Origin of the sequence: Candidatus Anaplasma sp. TIGMIC, from assembly GCF_028204095.1 — a bacterium.
GTDB lineage: Bacteria > Pseudomonadota > Alphaproteobacteria > Rickettsiales > Anaplasmataceae > Anaplasma.
In genome coordinates, this window is record NZ_JAQLOH010000007.1 from 15,264 (window position 1) to 34,701 (window position 19,438).

Sequence of the window (19,438 nt, forward strand, 5' to 3'; positions counted from 1 at the left end):
TGGTCCAGCTGTTACCGCGTTCGTGCCATAACAATTTTTTCCGCTAACATAGCGTAAATACGTTACCCACAAATAAGTGCATTACCTTCTGCATCTAGAATAAAATATCTCGCGTCTATCGACCTAAAGAAAGAATTGGCTAATGTGAAATGAACTCAAAGAACAGTTGCAGCATCAAAGCCTGACAAGGCCGGCTCCCCATGTCAGACCAGCACCCATAGCCGCAAACAAAACAAGTTGACCCTCTCGCAACTTACCATCTCGTTTTGCACAGCTGACAGCTAAAGGTATGGACGCGGCAGAAGTATTAGCGTGATCCTCTATGTCTAGGATAACCTTTTCCCTTGGGAATTTTAGTTTTTTTGCAACCATATCAACAATACGAATGTTTGCCTGGTGGGGAACAAACCAGTCTATATCGTCTATGCACACAGAGCACTTCTTCAAGACCTCTGAAATGGATGAGCAAAGCTTCAGTATGGCATGTTCGAACAGTACTGTGCCCTGCATACATATGTGTCCGGCAGTCTGCGTAGACGCAACACCTCCAGTTGTGTACAAAATATCATTTAGGCTCCCATCCGCATATAGCAACACAGATATGATGCCACGATCTCCTTCAGAATCGTCTGCTTTGAACACGCAAGCACCCGCACCATCGCCAAACAATATGCATGTAGTCCTGTCGCTCCAGTCGACTATTCTAGACATTGTCTCAGCGCCTATCAGCAATGCAACTTTTACCTGACCCATCTTTATAAGGCTATCCACAATAGAAACACCGTATATAAAGCCAGAGCAGGCAGCATTAATATCGAAAGAAAAAGCACTGGAGCACCCCAGCCTATTTTGAACCATAGAAGCACAACTCGGCAGCGTCTTATCAGGAGTAGCCGTGGCAACCACTATAAGATCCACCTCTGTCGCAGAGATCCCTGCATCAGCTAAAGCACGCTCAGCCGCTTTTGTGGCCATATCCGCTGTAGTTTCACCTTCCCCAACCAAACATCGCCTCTTTATACCAGTCCTGCGAAATATCCACTCATCGGTAGTATCAACAATGAGAGAAAGGTCGTCGTTAGTGACGACTTTACCAGGCAAACAAGAGCCCACTCCTCGCAAAACTGCTCTCATGACCCGATTTCGCTTATTTCCGACACGATTTTAGAAACAATATTGTAACGCACCGCGTTAACAGTTGCCCTGATAGCATAAGCGAAAGCTTTAGCATCCGCCCCACCATGGCTTTTAACCACAACTCCGTTAAGGCCCAATAACATGGCACCATTAAAGGTTTTAGGTTCCACTACACGCAACACTCTCCTGAAGTTAGGCCTTAGTATATAAGCTGCTATCCTGGAAACCAAAGAAGTCTTTAAAGAATCCTTAAGCATGCCAACAAGGGTATTCGCAACTGCCTCGATAGTTTTCAGCATCACGTTACCTGAAAACCCATCAGTAACCAGGACATCCACTTCACCTTTCAGTGCTACATCAGCCTCAACATACCCATAAAAGTCCATCTTTGATTTGGCCTTTCTTAGTAATGCAAACGCTTCCTGTACTACATATGTCCCTTTTACCTCTTCTTCCCCTACATTCAGGAGACCTACCTTGGGGTCACTTCTCCCCATTACCGCCTTGGCAAACGCAACACCCATCACTGCGAATTGGAACAAGGCTTCCGCACTGCACTCAACATTAGCTCCCAAATCTAGAATAAGGAGGTCCTTGCCGCTTCCAGAAGGTATTGCAGAAGCGATCGCAGGCCTATCTATGCTCTCTATCGTCCCCAATAAATACCTAGAAATTGCCATAACAGCACCAGTGTTGCCAGAAGAAACAACGCCGCCAACAAGACCCTTCTTAGCGTCTTCCACCGCTTGCCAAATGCTAGAACGCCTTCTATGCCTCAATGCATACGAGGGCCTGTCGGTAGAGAGAACCGCATCTGGGACATCAATAAATATGCTGTTTTCCTCAACCAATTTGTACTTAGACAAAACCGGCAATACGGCATCCTGTTTGCCATATATACTGAAGTGAACCTTCCCCGGGCAAGGAACAACGCCCGACAGAAACATGTTCGCACCTTCAATTACTGCTTCAGGGCCTGCATCTCCCCCCATAGCATCAAGTGCGATAGACAAACTCTCACTCTGACTTTCTGTCATCAATAGCTACACTTTAGATTTTGCCACTTGCTTACCGTTGTAGTATCCGCCCAAGCACACATGGTGTGACAGTTTATACTCCCCAGTGGTGGGATCAATAACAACGTTTGGTGCCTCGAGCCCTAAATGAGAACGGTGCATATTACGACGCGACTTAGACTTCTTTCTCTTCGGCACAGCCATGATACAACCCTCGTTGACGAAAGCCCTTATTGTCACAGAGAAAACAAATATTCGCAACAGCAATTTACAAGTTCGCAGCAACGCCACGACTCATGAGTGGTCTATATCACCAAAAGAAATCATTTCAGCAAGCCACAATTTCTGTATCTTGCAAATAGCACATGATACTCGCATCGCACGCAGTGTAGACATACAACTGGTCCACAAAGCAGCGCGCTACAATAGATTCAAATTTTTGGTGCAAGATACCAATTAATGGCCTACCATTACCAGCATTTCTTTAAACTTTCATAAACGTACTGTATGTACAAAAATTTTAACTTTAAGATTCTGTCCGAGACAGGTAAAGCCAGGGTGGGAATCATTCGCACACCACATGGAAATATATACACTCCTGCTTTTATATTTTGCGCCACAAAGGCATCCGTTAAATCCTTAGATACGCGTGCGGTAAAGGAATGTGGAACACAAATAATTTTGTCCAATACATACCATCTCATGCTTCAACCAGGAGAAGATACAGTTGAACAGCTTGGCGGCCTACATGGTATGACCGGATGGGATGGGCCCATGCTCACTGATTCAGGTGGGTACCAGATCTTCAGCCTGGGATACGGGTCAGTCTCGCAGGAGTTAAAAGGTAGTCTGCGACAGTCCAATGCATCGCTGATAAAAATAGATGAAACAGGCGCAAGATTTAGGTCATATATAGATGGCCGAGAGTATCACTTAACCCCAGAAAGATCCATGGAGATCCAACGCAAACTAGGAGCTGATCTCGTCGTTGTACTTGATGAGTGCACGCCATTCCACACAAGTTATGAGTATACAAAACGGTCTATGCTCATGAGCATACGCTGGGCAGCAAGATCTCTGGAAGCTTTTAAGATGTCAAGTGCAGGCACCCAAGCTTTGTACTGTGTAATCCAAGGAGGCGTATACGAAGACCTGAGGCAGACCAGCAGCGACTTTGCTAATGAATCTCCGTTTTTTGGGTACGCTATAGGGGGTTCCTTGGGCTCATGTAAGCAACAAATGTATGACACCGTATCTATGACAAATGGCATGCTTGAGAAAAAGCGCCCTGTGCACTTACTTGGTATTGGAAATGTTGTAGACATATTTCACGGTGCTTTAAACGGTATAGATACTTTTGACTGTGTGTATCCGACAAGAATTGCGCGCCATGGCGCCGTTTTGGTGAAACCAGAAAATAGAGACATGCCTGGAAAAGAGTATATAAACCTCCGCTCTCCAAAGTTTAAAAACAGCTTAGATCCCATAGAGCATGACTGCACGTGCTATACGTGCAAAACCCATTCCAGGGGGTACTTACATCATCTTCTAAAAGCACGGGAACTCCTTGCTTATTCGCTTGCCACAACGCACAACATTCACTTTATGAATAGCCTCATGCAACTGGTCAGAAGGGCAATAATGAATCATACGCTGGAGCAAGAGCTGAAGCGCTGGGCCTTAAACTAACGATGAGCAAAGTCATAACACGCGCTTTACGTCGGATTTAGGCCCCACCACACACATCCAGCCCCTATTACCGGAACAGCAGCCCTTTTAAATAGGTTGATGTGGTGGAACGCCGGTTACACGGTACAGGCCCGAGCGTGATCTGTGTAGTTATGGTCTGGGTTAAACACCTTCAAGGTAACAATGCCCTGAAACCATAAGCTAAACCATAATAGCCAGGCGCTTCTCCATATAGGCCCCTTTAATACACCCTGCAGCCCATATGTAGCGCATAAACCATAACCAGGGTGCGGTGGAATTCAGAGCGCCAAAACCGGATCCCATTTCACTGTACACAAAAGGTGAGTGCTTATACGCCTGGAGCCTAGTAACAAAGCACGTTTATAGCAGATATCTACATGGTCAGGAGCTCCGGTAACGCATTTCCGCACAAGCAGGTGTCTCTCTATAAAAATCGTGACCAGCGATGTGGCAGAATTCAAAACGCCAAAACTTGATCCAATTTCACTGCACACAGAAGGTGATCACTTATGCACCCGAAACCCAAAACAAAGCACATATACAGCATTTACATAGTCATGTGTTCCTGTAACGCACTCCGACACAAGCAGGTGTTTCGATAAAAACCATAACCAGTGTTATGCAGCAGCATCCTAACGGGCTACACTGGAGCCTTTTCCACTGCACACACAAAATAATACTGTGTTTTTTGTTTATGCACGCAAACCTTGAAATGAAGCTTGCGCATGGTAGATATTCACATATCTGTGGACGTTGAGCTAAACCATATCTAGTGGCGCGATAGAATGCCAAACAACAGAACCGTATTAAAGTAGTTACTACCTGCAAGAGCTACAATACGGTTGAGACCTAAAATAGTTATAATAAACACCACACAAGGCATGAGCCCCCTGGGTATCCTAAAACACCCTTCTGTGTCGATAGGCATATGCTCGATTCAGCATAAAAACACATTCAAACACAAGATACCACAGTACAAGTCACCTGCTCACACAGTAATTACCACATTGTACCAAGCACTGGCCTATGGACACATAACACGCGCATCTGCCCTAATTATGCTCTTCAAGGTACCCTTTAACATCAGCAGATTTCGGGCTTTGGAACACCTCTTGAGTCGAACCATGCTCAACAATCCTACCACCAGAAAAGAACACAACTTTGTCGGCAATCTTCTGCACCTGCTTAATCGAGTGCGTAACCACTACTATCGTAAAGTTCTTCTTCAGGTCCCTTATAAGATTTTCCACTACCCCTGTCGCAACAGGATCCAGCGCTGAACACGGTTCATCCATCAGCAGCATAGTAGGCCTCACAGCGATAGCCCGTGCTATGCACAATCTCTGTTGCTGCCCTCCAGAAAGCTTACAAGCGTTATCGCGTAGCCTGTCACCCAGCTCTTCCCACAGTCCCACACTTCTAAGACTTTCTTCAACCACGATGTCAAGCTTCCTTTTACCTCTTGCTATCCCATGCAGTTTGGGACCATAAGCTATGTTTTCATATATTGACTTTGGAAACGGATTTGGCTTTTGAAATACCATTCCAACCTTGGCCCTCAGTAATACTACGTTGGTACTTTCCGAAAAAACGTCCATACCGTCAACAACGATACGACCCTCAACCTTACAGTTTGGGACAAAGTCATTCATACGATTAAAACACCTTAGAAACGTGGATTTTCCACATCCGGAAGGGCCTATAAGCGCCGTGACTTCCCGCTTGCATACATTCAGATCCACATCAAACAAAATCTGCTTATCGTCGTACCACAGATTAAGTTTCTCCACCATGGCATGCATATCAGACATATAAACACCGTATTTTCAGCAGCTTGGCAAAAACCCCGGTCCGTACCGCAGCACATACCGTATCTACCATACCACACCCCAGAACTTCTCTGCACTGCCCCACGTTAAGTAATCTCACTATCCCCTCTTCCACCAATAGCCACATAACTTTTACTCTGACTACGCCACGTCCATAATTGAACAGCCATACAGGCTTCTATTATATCTACACAAAACTCATATTCGCACTAATAGGCCATAGTAATATTTTACATTCGCCAAACGAAATAACAAAATCTTCTATAGCGATAGCGACCTCACGGTAACAAAGTCATCCACCCTGATCCTTCCAGGATAACCTACAGTAACGGTCATAAACAGCGGTCTGAACCCGAACTACAAAGCCATGCTGCCAAGTTCGTTGTTGTACCACGTGCGAATCTACCACGGTGCACCAAGAAATACAAACAAACCTTGAGGAACACCTGACGACTCTTTGGAACACTCTACGTTACTGCAACTAATAAACTAACCACATATCCCGAATCATCACATATACCTAAGTTTCCCATGTGTACCACATATTTCTGACAACAACATATCAATGACAACCCTGTCGGCATGACATCCGTGGCAAAACATTGAATCAGGCGAACTATCCTGCACGCAGCATAATACCATTGCACAATGGCAAGGTTCATACAAAAAGGTACATCTAAAGGCAATTTAAGGAAAGGAAACTTACACTACACACATTACCATGATGCACAGCTACACTTGGATGACACAAAAACTCTGCGGTAAGCACCCTATGCTCTAATCCAAAACCGCTACAGCTCCCGATCTATAGACCAATATTTACCACGAAAATATAACAGTGGGTCATCATCTTCAAGTGTTGCACAGTCGAGCACAAGGCCCACAACGATTTCATGGTCGCCTCCATCATACATCCTGTACTGAGAACAGTGAAAATAGGCAATTGCTCCACAAATAACGGGAAGCTCGGATAGTTTCACAAAATCGTGCTTATCCCAGTGATCCTCACTTCTACATGCAAAATCGTCAGACACGTTCTTCTGCCTGTCACTTAGCACATTAACAACAAACTCCGCACACTGGCTGAAAGCACTAAATCTTGAAGCAGACTTTTGCAGTGAAAACAAAATCAGCGGTGGATCCAAGGACACCGAATTAAAGGAATTTACAGTGAGACCATACTTCTTACCGGCGCTGTCAACAGCCGTGACTACTGTCACACCTGTAGCGAACCTGCCCATACAAGACTTGAAGCGCCCCGCCGATACATTTCTTCCTATCTGCATCTGAAAAGCACGAAAGGCACCTGTGAACTATATAACGCGACCCAAACACACACCCAAGAACAGCAATGCCCCCACGTATATATTGGTCTTGAACATATACATGCATCTAGCAGGATTGTCAAAATCTGTCTTCTTGCACTGGTAATAAAACACCCCAGCATTCGCAATTACAAATGCGTGGTATATCCAGCTCAATGAAGAAACTACACCAGCGCAAATCCACATTGTCACGGTAAGTAAATACAGACGCCGAACGTACAGACTAGCATTATTTCCAAATGTTATGGCAGTGCTACCTAGCCCCAGTAGGGCGTCATCCTCTTTGTCTTGGTGTGCATATATTGTGTCAAATGCTGTGGTCCAAAACACACAACCTATGTACATCAATACAGCACCCGGTACAATGCGGTTCGCAGCCATGGCAGACCCTATTAGTACGCCTAAATTCCACACTATACCCAATACAAACTGGGGATATGAGAAAAACCTCTTCATTAGCGGATAAACAATAACACCCAGTGCACAAATCAAGCTGAGATAGAACGACAACTTGTTCGTGAACAATAATATTAAACCTGCAATACAAACCAACGGTACAAGCGCACACAGTGCGTTATACACTGTTAGTTTTCCACGCGCTATGGGCCGGTTTTTAGTCCTCTCAACATGAATGTCTATATTCCTATCGAATATGTCATTGATGATACATCCAGCTGTTCTGAGGACCAACGCACCGATAGCACTGAGTACAAACAACCCCAGCACCTTGTACAGGCTATCCGACGCAAGCACTATGCTGGCACATGTAGGAAAGGTCGCAAGCAAAGATATCTCAGCACTTGGAAGTCTCATCAATTGAGCATATGGTACAAACCAACCTAGCGCTTTCTTTATTATATTCACGGCGAACCTCTTGCTTAGCATACCTACACTACTAACATTAAGACGACTAAAGTACACGCCCGGCCCAGCCGTAATTGCTGTGCCGTAATGCCATGAGCCTCACTTTCAAATCCCTCTTCATAACACAACGTCTACCCCGTAAGAACGACATGTATCTTACCGACAGGGGCCTAACATTGTATTCCTAAAACATTATAAAGGGAAACTGTACAATGTTGAGTGTACATTAAGGGCTAACTATACACCAGTATAGAGACAATGTATCATGCGGCAATGCGCCCCCAATGGCTATTAACAACAAATTATATTTTGCCAATGCACTGCATAAAACGCCTTCACGGTGTAGGTTGAGATAACGCGTGCTGACCAGTGCCACATAAAAGCACTCAAGTGCGCGCCCTGGTACTTTAGCGCTATGGTGTCGCCATGAGTAATATCATGGGGGTGATTGCGCTTGACAACATTACGTACTGGCTGTAGGCTGAGTACACGTTAGCGCTGATAAATGGCTAGGTACAATGAAGAGAACTTTTCAACCAAGTAGGATCGTAAGGAAGCGCAGACACGGTTTTCGTGCTAGAATGTCCACAAAGTGGGGCAGGAAGATACTTAACAGACGCCGCGCTCAAGGTCGGGGTGTTTTGTGCGCCTGAAAGGGCTAGTGACTCTTAAGAAGAGACAGGAGTTTGCACGTGCTAGGTTGTCTGGTAGCGCCGCGAGTAGCGGTGGTTTGCTACTACAAGCGGTTGGTTATTCGCATTCCTCGTTAGACGATGGATTGATTAGAGTGGGGTTCACTGTAAGCAGGAAGTCTGGCAATGCTGTGGTGCGTAACAAGATAAAGCGTAAACTTCGTGTTGCTGCCGAGGGCGTGTTGCCTCAGAGTGCGGACAGGGGGTTCTGTTACGTGCTGGTAAGTAGCCGCCGGTTATCTGATGTTAAGCTTGACAGAGTGCAGCGCAGCCTTACGGTTTGTCTCAAAAAGTTAGGCTTGTATTTGTAGGTCACCTTTTCATTTAAGACGCGCGGGTTATGTACTTCATAAAGCTGTTTTTTTCTGTTCCGGCTATCGCACTGTTGCTGTTTACCGGGTTTAGGTTATCGTTCGCTTCACGATGGCTTCAGGTGCGTAAGTTCAACTCCACATTTTCAAACTTGTGTAATGGCAACGGTGGCGGTTTTAATTCCATCACGGCGCTTTGCGCAATTGTTGGCGGTAACCTAGGGGTTGGAAACTTGTCTGGAACAGCTGTGGCTCTCAGGTCTGGGGGGCCCGGATTCATAGTGTGGATGATCGCAATCATAGCTTTAACTTCCATAATCAAGTACGTTACCTGCTATCTGAGCATAATGACGAAAGAAAACGTAAATGGCAGAGTCTACGGCGGCCCCGTGGTTTACCTACAGCGCGCGTTCAAGACAAAATGGGCCACATACGCAGTGGCCACTGTTACTGTTATATGCGCCGTCACGGTGGGGAATTTGGTTCAGGTAAATTCTTTATCCATATCAATGCACCTCATAGGCCAGCCACCTATAATGGCTGGGATAATTATGGTTATCATTCTGGCTTTTATAAGCACAATGAATTCAGACTATCTTGGTAAAGGCATCTCCAAGATAGTGCCGGCAATGACCGTATTTTACATTACATTGGCCACAGTAACTCTAAGTAAATTTGGACATAACATAGTACCATCGCTAAAGTTGATACTACACAGCTCTCTAAGTGTAGAAAGCTTCCGTCACGGGGCTTTTCTTGCTTTCGTCGCAGAGACTTTATCTATGATTCAGGTCGGAGCATTGCGCGGAATTTTTGCAACAGATATAGGTTTGGGCTTGGAGGGCACAGTTCATTCAATGGTAAAAAGCAATGGCCCTGCCGATCGCGATTTTGCCGTAGAACAGAGTTTAATATCATTAATATCACCGTACATAGTGGCCATGGTAACGTTTATAACGACTATGGTGCTGTTAACGACAAACGTGTGGACTGACCTCGGCCTTGAGAGCACTAATATGTGCTTTACCGCATTCACAAGGGCTCTTGGCAGTGGGCTGACGGAGTACGCGCTGATCCTGCTGGTATTTTGCTTTTCGCTCACAACAATATTAACATGGTTCCTGTGCTCAAGAGAAGTGATAGCATACGTGTCAAACGGCAACAATTTCTTGGACAAATGCTGGGCATCTCTCTTCGTGACAATGATTCCACTAGGGGCTCTTGGAACAGTTAAGTTTCTCTGGGATCTAGCTGATATCTCTACCTCAATTTCCATAATAATAAACACCCTGGGCATTCTCATAATGCTAAACAAATACCGAGACGCTATGTTTACCAACATAGGTAGAAGAAAATAGCTCTTTATGTTCGTATAGCGGAAACCAAGGCACCGACTTGCTGTACCGCGGACATAATTGCACAGTGCTAAGAGGGCATACTATCAACTTTTAAAACGGTCGGTAAAAGCTGTTATTAATGCTGTAGCGTAGGCAAAACTGAGTCACGGGAGAAAGCTCCTGAACTTCCGCCTTTGTAGCGATCCATGACAACGGTAACGTTCGCATGCCACGGTCGTTTGGTTTTAGTAATAGCAAGTTTTATTGATGATTCTCCTAGCCACACATAGTGGGTTCCATTGTTTCGGATCGCCCGTTGATCGACGTACCAAGCACTGCTACATTCAGCAGAACGCCTGCTCTCACCGTAGAAAACAGCAGCCTCTACACTGTTGCAGTGCTTCAACAAAAAACCTTCTGTTTGGGCCAATAGTACGCGTCCGTCGTACACACAGCCCCCTTCCACACACACAAGCCTGGTAGCAGTAGCGTTCTGGTCGTACGTCAGCACCTCATCCTGGGCGTTATCCCTAGCCCATCGCGCATATTTTAGACAACGCTTACTTTTCTCCCGCAAGGCAAAGTATAACTTTGAATCCCTTTCTTTAACTACCACAGAACCATAATCAAAAATGATGTCTGGTGTTTGATGGACATTTTCACATAGTATAGCAATGAAAAAACAGCTTGTTGCAGCAACTATTCTGAACGCTCCGTGACATAAAAATACTACCAGCATTCCTGCTGTCATCGACAATAACGTTCCGTTTGTAATATTGAGAGACGTAACGGAAGCCCATTTTATTTGAGCCGTGTATTTTGCGATTAACAGCAATGAATTCACTGCATGCTCGAGGAAATATCCTATACCTGCATCGAAAATCGTGTTACCAAGGCAGAGATAAATTACGCCTAGTGGAATTATAGCCAGCGTAGTAAGAGGAATTGCTATAACGTTCGCTATCACTCCTGCCATGGAAAAATAGTGGAAATGGTACACAACGTATGGAGCGGTTGACACGCTTGCAACAAGTGAGCTAGTACCCGTAGCTACAAAGTATCTAAGCACGCTATTTGCTGTAACCATAGCACCAAACAACCTTGGTATAGAGACTAAGGATAGTACAGCAGCAAAAGACATTTGAAAGCTGGGCGAGAGAACCGCTTCAGGAGACTGAAAAAGTATAATACTGGCCGCAGCTGCCACAGAACGTTGACCGTTGTGTTGTCGGTCGAGAATGATTCCTAAAAACGACATTGCCACCATTATAAATGCCCGACACGCAGAAATTGGCATCCCAGCAATAAGCAAGTAGAATAAGCCTGCTATTGCGGCTATAACCGCACACGGCTTTTTCATATTGCAATTTAAGCTTAGCACTTCCGAACATGCAAATACGCTTCTAGAAACAAGAAACACTATCCCCGCAATAAACGACAAATGTAATCCAGAAATTGCAAACAAATGTGCTAGACCTGCTTTTCTCACATCGTTTAGAACTTCTTCTTTTATCCCCAGTTTTTTTCCTATAACCAATGCAGACAGTACCTCAGCGCTGTCCCTACTCAATCCAGAGCGCAGTCTTTCGTATATTTTGAGCCTGATCCTCTCAACGAACTGTAGGAATTTTACCCCATCCGCTCTTTGGTATAACTGCACTTTCGACGTAGCAAAACCCACAGCCCCTATTCCCTTGAAGTATGCAGCACGCGCGGAGTCATATCCATTTATGGACATAGATGCTCTGGGGGGATACACAAATCCGGAAAATTTTACCGTATCACCCACTTTGATCTCTGAATCAATTGCAGTCCTCACAGTCATTCTCATACAGGTTTTCGCACGCTTTTTTCCTTCCACATCACAAAGCAACAGTTGCGCATATTGCGGCCTGAAATCAATCTCACGTAGAGTACCAACCTTGTCTTTTACGTATGTTTTCTGAGTTATGGCAAAGTCTTTAGGGTAAAGTATCCTGGTCTTCACGTATGCACATGTAAACCCAAAAATTATTACCAGTAGTGGGCTCAAGTATAGATGCCTAGACACCATAAATGTTAGAACCAAACCACATACGACAAGACTTGCCATCAGTAGCGCGCTTGGCTCACTTTCCATAGAAAAGTACAAAATGATGCCTATGGCTTGAAATATCGGTATCCAAAGTACGAAATTTCCTATTTGCACGGACAGTTTTTGCTTCACGAGAACGGCGAGTACTATTACCTGCAACCAGTACTCACGCATTGCATCTCGTGTAACTTAGCTAAGTAGTTAATTATTTAATATTTATCTCAAAATCAACCACTTTACGGACCTATACCAAATAAAAACGCTATACGAGTTCCAACACACAAAATTAGCGCAGCACACAGCAATGGACACCGAACCTGCAATCAAACGAGGAAATACGCACCAGGCACTTCTTGTCTTCCAGTAAATTAACAGTGCACCCTACCATTCGGGATATCCCAGCGTGTACGCGGTACAGGTCCGCATGTTTGAAATTAACTTAATGATCTCTGGGTAGAATCAATCAAGCCTCGGCTGCCCACCTAATTTGTCCTTTACAGCCTGCACTATGCCATCAGTCACTTCTTTTATCTCCGCATCAGTCATAGTACCCACCTTAGACGTTATCGTCACCATTATCGCCATGGACACCTTATCTTCGGGAATTCCATCACCTACATAGACATCAAATACCGCAACACTTTCCACATGCTTTATTGCTTCCACAACAGCAACGAGCGACCCAGCCTTGACATTCTTATCAAGAACAAACGCAAAATCTCTCCTGACTACTTGAAACTTGTTTACATAAAACCTTTCCGCTTTCACGGTATTATCAGCACAAGAAGCAATCCTGGATAAAAACACTTCGAAACAGGCTACCTGATGTTTTAACTCGAAAAACTCCGCCAATTCCGGATGTAACTCACCCACATACCCGCAAAACTTATTTCTGTAGTAGATGTCTGCCGATTTCCCAGGGTGCAAGTAAGTTTTAGAAGTTTCTTGCAATTCTAAATCCCGCCCCCGAATTCCAAACTGCAAAAACACATTTTCTACATCGTTTTTAACATCAAAAAAATCAAACTTGCGGACCATAGTATGCGGGTTTCTGGGAGCATCTCCGCCGGAGCGTATGCCACAAACCACTTGCTCACTTAGATCCAGAGCGGTATACACATCCCCAACTTCAAAAATAGCTATACTATCCCGGCCAAATGCATGGTTCGTAGATGTTATCTGCAACAAATTGGTAAGAACTGTAGGACGCATAGTATCGAAATGATTACTTATAGGATTCTCTATGCGTAAATCCTCAGCAACAAATCCCAGTTTCTCAACAACAGATGCGCCTAGAAAGGATAATGTCACAACCTCTGTCAAACCCTGCGTGAGCATAGCTGCCCGGACCCTGCTATTGACAATATCCCTCTTCTCTACTTCCACTTTCCCACGCACTGGAAGAACTACCTGTTCTTGTATTTCATCATACCCACTTATGCGCAAAACCTCTTCCACAAGATCATTCGCGGATGAGATATCATTCCATCTCCACGATGGCACTTCTACCTTCCAAACAGTTTCTGACACGGTATCTACAACAAACCCAAGAGACTGTAACACCCCCAGAACACGATCGCGGCCCATTGCCACACTGCCAATGTCCCAGATGCTCTTCGGATCAAAATCTATCATAACCCTTTCTTCTGGCATCTTTCCAGAAACAACGGAACCATAGACAATTCCGCCACAGTACTTGGTTATGAGATAAGTTGCGTAATCAAGACCAAGACTCACTGACCTAGCATCAGTACCCCTGGAAAATCTATAACTAGAATCTGTATTGAGTTTCAATCTCCTTGATGACAAAACAATATCAACCGGATCATACCAAGCCGCTTCTAAAAAAATATTCTGCGTGTCACACGTACATTTACTAAAGTCCGAGCCTATGATTCCAGCCAGACAATGAATGTTGCCCTCACGATCTTTGATAACAACATCTTCGCTATCTATATCATAGACCTTACCGTTAAGTGCAGAAAAACACCCAGCAGAAGCCTTCTCCACTATCAAGCATCCACCCTTTATTTTATCCGCATCGTACACATGCATTGGCCTATTGAGAAGAATAGTGACATAATTTATAATATCAACCACACAGGAAATCGTCTTTATTCCAGAAGCCTCTAGTCGCTCTCTGATCCACCTCGGTGAACGCTGGCTATTGTTTACAGCCTGTATGTACCGACCACTAAACACGCCATTAGCGCGCATATCTACCTTTATTGGCGCTTCAGCTAGCGATCTACCAATATCTGGCTCAGGTAACTCCTTTAGAGCACCCATTCCCGCAGCAGCCAGCTCTCGAGCAATACCGTATACACCCAGGCAATCGCCTCTATTAGGCGTCACACTCACTTCTATGACTTCGTGAGAAGCGAAAAAATCTTCCCCTATCTCATAGTCTGCGAGATCCGCAATGCCGTCGCTATTGTACTCTGAAGAAATACCTAGCTCAGCAAGAGAGCACAGCATGCCCTCGCTGTCTATACCCCTTATTGCTGCCTTGTTTATTACAATACCACTTTGCGGAACAACAGCTCCAACATGAGCCAGCACGGTCACCATTCCGACCTGTACGTTAGGCGCACCACAAACCACCTGCAAGGTTTTCTCCCCGTCGAACACCTTGCACACGCTCAGTTTATTAGCATTAGGATGAGCAGCAACCTCCTCGACCTTCGCTACAACAAAAGACCGAGTACATCGCGAACCACTCTCGACAAGACACGCCTCAACCCCAACATTTGTAAGCACGTCAGCGAGAGACTTAGCAGGATGCTCCGTACCCAGACAATCCAGCAGCCAAGAATACGTGAACCTCACATACTACCTCTTACTAGCTGCTGACAACCTTTATGTCTTTGTCTTTATCAACCAGTTCTATGATTGCAACAGGCGCGCAATCACCTCTACGAAACCCATTTTTCATTATGCGGGTATAACCCCCATTCCGGTTCTCATAACGCTTAGCCAAGATACTCATCAACTTGCCAGCAACTCCCTGATTCCCCATCAACCTGGAAAGTAAAAGCCTCTTCCCACACACAGGATCCTTACGTGAGTATTTCTTCGCTATCGTTATAAGCTTCTCTACAAACGATCTCAGGTCCTTAGCCTTAGGCAAGGTAGTCTCAATCCTCTCACTCTTGATAAGAGAAACCGCGAGATTCATCATCATAGCAGCCCTGTGCGCTGTAGGCCTGGAAAACTTCCTGTAACTTAAGCCATGCCTCATATTAAACTCCCCCTAGCATACATACACACAAACACGTACTAGTCATCACTGTACTGCTTACTCAGATTCTCAATAGACTCAGGAGGCCAATTAGGCACCTTCATCCCAAGATGAAGGTTCATACTCGCAAGTACCTCATTTATCTCATTCAAAGACTTCCTACCGAAATTAGGAGTCCGCAACATATCAGACTCAGTCCTCTGAACTAGATCTCCTATATAAGTGATATTGTCATTCTTCAGACAATTGTGAGACCTTACCGACAACTCAAGCTCATCAACTTTACGCAGCAAGTTGTGATCGTAAGGGAGAGCCCCCTCTTCCTTATCGATACTCTTTCTTGTTTCCTCAATCTCGTCAAAGTTTATGAACGACTGCAGCTGATCCTGCAGTATCTTAGCCGCGACCGCAACAGCCTCATCAGGAGTTACAGAGCCATCTGTCTCAACAGACATTATCAGCCTGTCATAGTCAGTGAACTGACCAATCCTACTCCTCTCTATCCTAAACGCTACCTTCTTCACCGGGCTGTACAAAGCATTAGTAGCTATAAACCCTGGCCCAACGTCGCCACCGCAACCCGACCTAGACGCAGCCCTGTACTCAGACGCGGGCACATAACCCTTTCCGCTACTAACGTAGACCTTCATACTGAATTCCACATCCTTGCCGAGAGTACATATATACAAGTCCTTATTGAGGATCACATGGTCCGCAGAATCCCCAATGGCCGCCGCAGTAATCTCCCCTGGCCCCCGCGCCACCAAGCGCAGAACCTTCTGCCCTGAACTCAACAGCTTCACCCGCAGCATGCTGAGGTTCAGCACCAAATCCGCAACATCTTCCCTAACTCCGGATAGTGAAGTGAGTTCGTGCGAAGCACCCTCAACCTCAATCCCGTAAACGGCAAAACCCCTAAGAGATGACATCATAACGCGTCTAAGAGCATTACCAAGAGTCAACGCAAAACCACTTTCCAGAGGCTCTACTACTAACTCCGCAGTGCAAGGGCCACTACCGCTTATAACCTTTATTGAAGACGGCCTCGTCAACTTATTCCAGTGATCTGCCATAGAGAAGCTACCCCCTCCATAACACACACCACCTGACCCATCGCCATTAGAAATCGCCATAAATCTCTCTCACTAAAAACTACACCCTACGCCTTTTTGGCAACTTACACCCATTATGGGGAAGTTTAGTGGTGTCCTTGATGGACGTAACATTAAGGTTACAGGTCTGCACGGCCCTTATAGCCGCTTCCCTACCCGCGCCAGGCCCGGATATACAAACAGAAACCGTTTTCATGCCATTCCGCTCAACAACAGCCCGCACCGCCTTAGCTACCGTCTCCTGAGCCGCGTAAGGAGTAGCCTTTTTGCTACCCTTGAAATTACAAGCCCCGGCCGAGGTGGTAACTAGCACATGACCTTGCTGATCCGCTATCGTTACTATCACATTATTGTAAGTGGCACATATATGCACCCTTCCTACAACAACATTCCTCTTCTTCTTAATTACCGCCATAAAACCCCACTACCTCTTCTTAGCGGCGACAGCCAACCTAGAGCCGCCCTTGCGAGTTTTTGCATTGGTATGCGTCCTCTGACCGCGAACAGGAAGCTTACGCCTGTGCCTTAGCCCCCTATAGCAGCCAATATCCATCAGGAACTTAATATTCATGGCCACTTCCTTACGGAGATCTGCTTCAACTACACAACTAGCCCTGATAAAATTCCTAATCCTTACTACGTCCTCATCACCCAAGGCAGATACCCGAAGGTTCTTGTCTATTCCACAGCCCTCACAAATCTTGTTGGCAAGCGACGGACCAATACCGTATATATAAGTCAAAGCTACCACAACACGCTTGTTTACGGGGATATTAACCCCACCTATACGCGCCACCGAAAACCCCTAACAAAAACACCAATAAGCCCCTGTATAACAAATGTACCACATACCGTCAACTAGTTATTTAGACAATCCACCCTACGTTTCACGTCTTCATAAACTTCATCCACGGTCCTATTCCCATTAATACGCACGACCTTGCCCTGATAGTATTCCTCCAGTGCAACGATCTCCCTTTCGTACTCAACAAGCCGCCGTCTTACCACGTCAACAGAATCATCATCACGACGCCTATATCCATCATACCCGCATACCTCGCACGCACCAGCGGCTAATTCCATGTTAGTAACCGCTCCACAGTTACTACACACCAGACGTCCACACAATCTACTTTCAACAACATCAGCAGCAACTTCAAGCTTGAAGACAATATCTATATCCCCATCAAGCAAGCGCATAGCCGCGGTTAAAAACTCCGCTTGCCGCAAATTTCTTGGGAAGCCATCCAAAAGAAAACCTGACCGAACTTTCGCCAGCCGCCCGAGAATCATCTGGCACACCGTAAGGTCACTGACCAGAGCTCCATCAAGCATAGCTTTCTTTGCCTCTTTGCCGACCTCCGTTCCAGAATCAACCTCGGACCTGAGCAAATCTCCCATGGAGATCACCTTCAAAGACGGAAGATATTCGGACAATAACCTAGCCTGCGTGCCCTTCCCGGATCCTGGAGCACCAAAAATAAGCAAATTCACTTGATCTTCTTCCATAACTCCGATTTCTTCATCAAGGCGCTATACCTCCCAGAATATATCTGAGTCTGCACCTGAGAAAACGTGTCGTTTATAACATTTACAATGATAAGGAAACTCGTCCCTCCCAAAGTAAACGACACCGCACAATACTGCCTTACTACCTCCGGCACTACGCACACGACAGAGAGATACAATGCACCCAGGACTGTGAGTCTCATAACCACCTGATCAAAGTACTCTTGAGTACTTTTACCCGGTCTCTTACCAGGCACAAATCCCCCGTTTTTCTTGAGCATCTCCGCAGTCTCCTTCGAATCAAAGACTAAGGAAGTATAGAAGAACGCAAAAAACATTATAAGTGCGACATACACCGCAACGTACAAAACACCCTCTGCGGAGAAGCTACCCAAGATGAAATCGGCCCAAGCCGACCCCGAATTGAACTTCGCCAGTGTCATCAGCGATAATAACAGCGCGTTCGCAAATATCGGAGGTATCACACCCGATATATTGATTTTCAGCGGCATGTAACTAGAGTCACTATTGTAGAAACGCCCACCAACCTGCCGTTTAGGATACTGCACCAACACCTTCCTATACGATCTCTCAAAAAATATAATGAGCAAGAATAACGCAAAGAACGACGCAAGCATTGCAAACACTGCAAAGCCCGAAAGCTCACCCCTTTTCCCCAACATAAACACCGATGACAGAGAACTAGGCAGCTCTGAAATTATACCTACGAAAATGATCAAGGAAATACCATTGCCTATTCCCTTGAGATTGATCCGCTCCCCGAGCCACAGCAAGAACATTGTGCCCGCCAGTAAGCTACTGATGCCAACCACTCTGAAGGTCATGCCAGGGTTTATCACCACCATAACATCACCCGTATTCATCCGCTCCAAACCCAGCAGGATCATTAGGCCCTGCACAAGACAGAAACCCACAGTCAAGTACCTCGTATAGGCATTGATCTTTACCCTGCCAAGCTCGCCCTCTTGCCTCATCTCACTGAGTGCAGGCACCGCAACAGTGAGCAACTGCACCATTATCGAGGCCACTATGTATGGCATAACATTAAGCGCAAATATGGTCATACGACCCAGCGCTCCACCAGAGAAGACGTTAAATATACCCAGCACACCCTTAGAGTGCCCCGACACTATCTCCTCTATAACATCGAGGTTTATTCCGGGAATGGGAATATACGTACCCAACCGATATATCACCAAAGCCAGTAGCGTAAACCCAAATCTACCCAGTAACCCAGACTTACTCAGCGACGCCACACCT

General features: G+C 45.6%; 19 protein-coding genes. 4 read left to right on the plus strand and 15 right to left on the minus strand.

Features of this window, described 5'->3' with window-relative positions; all coding sequences use genetic code 11:
- Positions 1-174: 174 nt before the first annotated feature.
- The 3 genes from PGW94_RS01320 to rpmF are packed head-to-tail and all read right to left on the minus strand — an operon-like array spanning position 175 to position 2,357.
- Positions 175-1,134, minus strand: coding sequence for a beta-ketoacyl-ACP synthase III (locus PGW94_RS01320; RefSeq protein WP_271757844.1), 960 nt, complete (start codon positions 1,132-1,134; stop codon positions 175-177).
- Complete coding sequence (gene plsX, locus PGW94_RS01325; protein ID WP_271757846.1) at positions 1,131-2,174, minus strand: phosphate acyltransferase PlsX; 1,044 nt, start codon at positions 2,172-2,174, stop codon at positions 1,131-1,133. Before plsX ends, PGW94_RS01320 begins: the two co-directional genes overlap by 4 nt.
- Positions 2,175-2,180: 6 nt before the next feature.
- A complete protein-coding gene (gene rpmF, locus PGW94_RS01330; protein WP_271757924.1) occupies positions 2,181-2,357 on the minus strand; it encodes a 50S ribosomal protein L32 in 177 nt (58 codons plus the stop codon).
- A 303-nt stretch (positions 2,358-2,660) separates the two neighbouring features.
- Here rpmF and tgt point away from each other — a divergent pair, with 303 nt between their 5' ends.
- A complete protein-coding gene (gene tgt, locus PGW94_RS01335; RefSeq protein ID WP_271757848.1) occupies positions 2,661-3,842 on the plus strand; it encodes a tRNA guanosine(34) transglycosylase Tgt in 1,182 nt (393 codons plus the stop codon).
- Between the two features lie 1,073 nt (positions 3,843-4,915).
- On the opposite strand, the gene pstB is transcribed toward tgt, so the two are convergent.
- From pstB to PGW94_RS01355, 4 genes are all read right to left on the minus strand, one after another.
- Positions 4,916-5,674 (minus strand): phosphate ABC transporter ATP-binding protein PstB, encoded by a 759-nt coding sequence (gene pstB / locus PGW94_RS01340; RefSeq protein WP_271757851.1) that lies wholly within the window; start codon positions 5,672-5,674, stop codon positions 4,916-4,918.
- Positions 5,667-5,819: a hypothetical protein gene (locus tag PGW94_RS01345; RefSeq protein ID WP_271757853.1), complete on the minus strand. Its 153-nt coding sequence runs from the start codon at positions 5,817-5,819 to the stop codon at positions 5,667-5,669. The genes pstB and PGW94_RS01345 overlap by 8 nt, the downstream gene beginning before the upstream one ends.
- A gap of 664 nt (positions 5,820-6,483) precedes the next feature.
- Complete coding sequence (locus tag PGW94_RS01350; protein ID WP_271757854.1) at positions 6,484-6,978, minus strand: flavin reductase family protein; 495 nt, start codon at positions 6,976-6,978, stop codon at positions 6,484-6,486.
- A gap of 27 nt (positions 6,979-7,005) precedes the next feature.
- On the minus strand, positions 7,006-7,902 hold the full coding sequence (locus tag PGW94_RS01355; protein WP_271757856.1) for a 4-hydroxybenzoate octaprenyltransferase: 897 nt from the start codon (positions 7,900-7,902) through the stop codon (positions 7,006-7,008).
- A gap of 497 nt (positions 7,903-8,399) precedes the next feature.
- Here PGW94_RS01355 and rpmH point away from each other — a divergent pair, with 497 nt between their 5' ends.
- The 3 genes from rpmH to PGW94_RS01370 are packed head-to-tail and all read left to right on the plus strand — an operon-like array spanning position 8,400 to position 10,242.
- On the plus strand, positions 8,400-8,534 hold the full coding sequence (gene rpmH, locus PGW94_RS01360) for a 50S ribosomal protein L34 (protein WP_271757858.1): 135 nt from the start codon (positions 8,400-8,402) through the stop codon (positions 8,532-8,534).
- Positions 8,525-8,884, plus strand: coding sequence for a ribonuclease P protein component (gene rnpA, locus PGW94_RS01365; protein ID WP_271757861.1), 360 nt, complete (start codon positions 8,525-8,527; stop codon positions 8,882-8,884). Before rpmH ends, rnpA begins: the two co-directional genes overlap by 10 nt.
- Before the next feature lie 29 nt (positions 8,885-8,913).
- Positions 8,914-10,242 carry an alanine:cation symporter family protein gene (locus PGW94_RS01370; protein ID WP_271757863.1) on the plus strand — a complete coding sequence of 443 codons (1,329 nt, stop codon included), beginning with the start codon at positions 8,914-8,916 and terminating at the stop codon, positions 10,240-10,242.
- Positions 10,243-10,357: 115 nt separating this feature from the next.
- On the opposite strand, the gene PGW94_RS01375 is transcribed toward PGW94_RS01370, so the two are convergent.
- The 8 genes from PGW94_RS01375 to secY form a co-directional block, all read right to left on the minus strand.
- Positions 10,358-12,469 (minus strand): ComEC/Rec2 family competence protein, encoded by a 2,112-nt coding sequence (locus PGW94_RS01375; protein ID WP_271757866.1) that lies wholly within the window; start codon positions 12,467-12,469, stop codon positions 10,358-10,360.
- Positions 12,470-12,754: 285 nt separating this feature from the next.
- The gene (pheT, locus tag PGW94_RS01380; RefSeq protein ID WP_271757868.1) at positions 12,755-15,124 is read right to left on the minus strand and encodes a phenylalanine--tRNA ligase subunit beta; all 2,370 of its coding nucleotides are present in this window, start codon (positions 15,122-15,124) and stop codon (positions 12,755-12,757) included.
- A 13-nt stretch (positions 15,125-15,137) separates the two neighbouring features.
- The gene (gene rplQ, locus PGW94_RS01385) at positions 15,138-15,536 is read right to left on the minus strand and encodes a 50S ribosomal protein L17 (protein WP_271757870.1); all 399 of its coding nucleotides are present in this window, start codon (positions 15,534-15,536) and stop codon (positions 15,138-15,140) included.
- Between the two features lie 38 nt (positions 15,537-15,574).
- Positions 15,575-16,609, minus strand: a complete 1,035-nt coding sequence (locus PGW94_RS01390) for a DNA-directed RNA polymerase subunit alpha (protein WP_271757926.1) — start codon at positions 16,607-16,609, stop codon at positions 15,575-15,577.
- 79 nt (positions 16,610-16,688) lie between these two features.
- On the minus strand, positions 16,689-17,063 hold the full coding sequence (rpsK, locus tag PGW94_RS01395; RefSeq protein ID WP_271757872.1) for a 30S ribosomal protein S11: 375 nt from the start codon (positions 17,061-17,063) through the stop codon (positions 16,689-16,691).
- 9 nt (positions 17,064-17,072) lie between these two features.
- A complete protein-coding gene (gene rpsM / locus PGW94_RS01400; protein ID WP_271757875.1) occupies positions 17,073-17,444 on the minus strand; it encodes a 30S ribosomal protein S13 in 372 nt (123 codons plus the stop codon).
- Between the two features lie 62 nt (positions 17,445-17,506).
- The gene (locus tag PGW94_RS01405; RefSeq protein ID WP_271757877.1) at positions 17,507-18,157 is read right to left on the minus strand and encodes an adenylate kinase family protein; all 651 of its coding nucleotides are present in this window, start codon (positions 18,155-18,157) and stop codon (positions 17,507-17,509) included.
- Complete coding sequence (gene secY / locus PGW94_RS01410; protein WP_271757879.1) at positions 18,139-19,434, minus strand: preprotein translocase subunit SecY; 1,296 nt, start codon at positions 19,432-19,434, stop codon at positions 18,139-18,141. Before secY ends, PGW94_RS01405 begins: the two co-directional genes overlap by 19 nt.
- Positions 19,435-19,438: the final 4 nt, after the last annotated feature.

Coding starts and splice junctions, on each gene's coding strand:
- rpmF (WP_271757924.1), bottom strand. CDS start 2,357: ATGGCTGTGCCGAAGAGAAAGAAGTCTAAGTCGCGTCGTAATATGCAC.
- pstB (WP_271757851.1), bottom strand. CDS start 5,674: ATGTCTGATATGCATGCCATGGTGGAGAAACTTAATCTGTGGTACGAC.
- PGW94_RS01355 (WP_271757856.1), bottom strand. CDS start 7,902: ATGCTAAGCAAGAGGTTCGCCGTGAATATAATAAAGAAAGCGCTAGGT.
- PGW94_RS01390 (WP_271757926.1), bottom strand. CDS start 16,609: ATGGCAGATCACTGGAATAAGTTGACGAGGCCGTCTTCAATAAAGGTT.
- tgt (WP_271757848.1), top strand. CDS start 2,661: ATGTACAAAAATTTTAACTTTAAGATTCTGTCCGAGACAGGTAAAGCC.
- PGW94_RS01375 (WP_271757866.1), bottom strand. CDS start 12,469: ATGCGTGAGTACTGGTTGCAGGTAATAGTACTCGCCGTTCTCGTGAAG.
- PGW94_RS01320 (WP_271757844.1), bottom strand. CDS start 1,134: ATGAGAGCAGTTTTGCGAGGAGTGGGCTCTTGTTTGCCTGGTAAAGTC.
- PGW94_RS01370 (WP_271757863.1), top strand. CDS start 8,914: ATGTACTTCATAAAGCTGTTTTTTTCTGTTCCGGCTATCGCACTGTTG.
- plsX (WP_271757846.1), bottom strand. CDS start 2,174: ATGACAGAAAGTCAGAGTGAGAGTTTGTCTATCGCACTTGATGCTATG.
- PGW94_RS01405 (WP_271757877.1), bottom strand. CDS start 18,157: ATGGAAGAAGATCAAGTGAATTTGCTTATTTTTGGTGCTCCAGGATCC.
- PGW94_RS01350 (WP_271757854.1), bottom strand. CDS start 6,978: ATGCAGATAGGAAGAAATGTATCGGCGGGGCGCTTCAAGTCTTGTATG.
- rplQ (WP_271757870.1), bottom strand. CDS start 15,536: ATGAGGCATGGCTTAAGTTACAGGAAGTTTTCCAGGCCTACAGCGCAC.
- PGW94_RS01345 (WP_271757853.1), bottom strand. CDS start 5,819: ATGTGGCTATTGGTGGAAGAGGGGATAGTGAGATTACTTAACGTGGGG.
- rpmH (WP_271757858.1), top strand. CDS start 8,400: ATGAAGAGAACTTTTCAACCAAGTAGGATCGTAAGGAAGCGCAGACAC.
- rpsK (WP_271757872.1), bottom strand. CDS start 17,063: ATGGCGGTAATTAAGAAGAAGAGGAATGTTGTTGTAGGAAGGGTGCAT.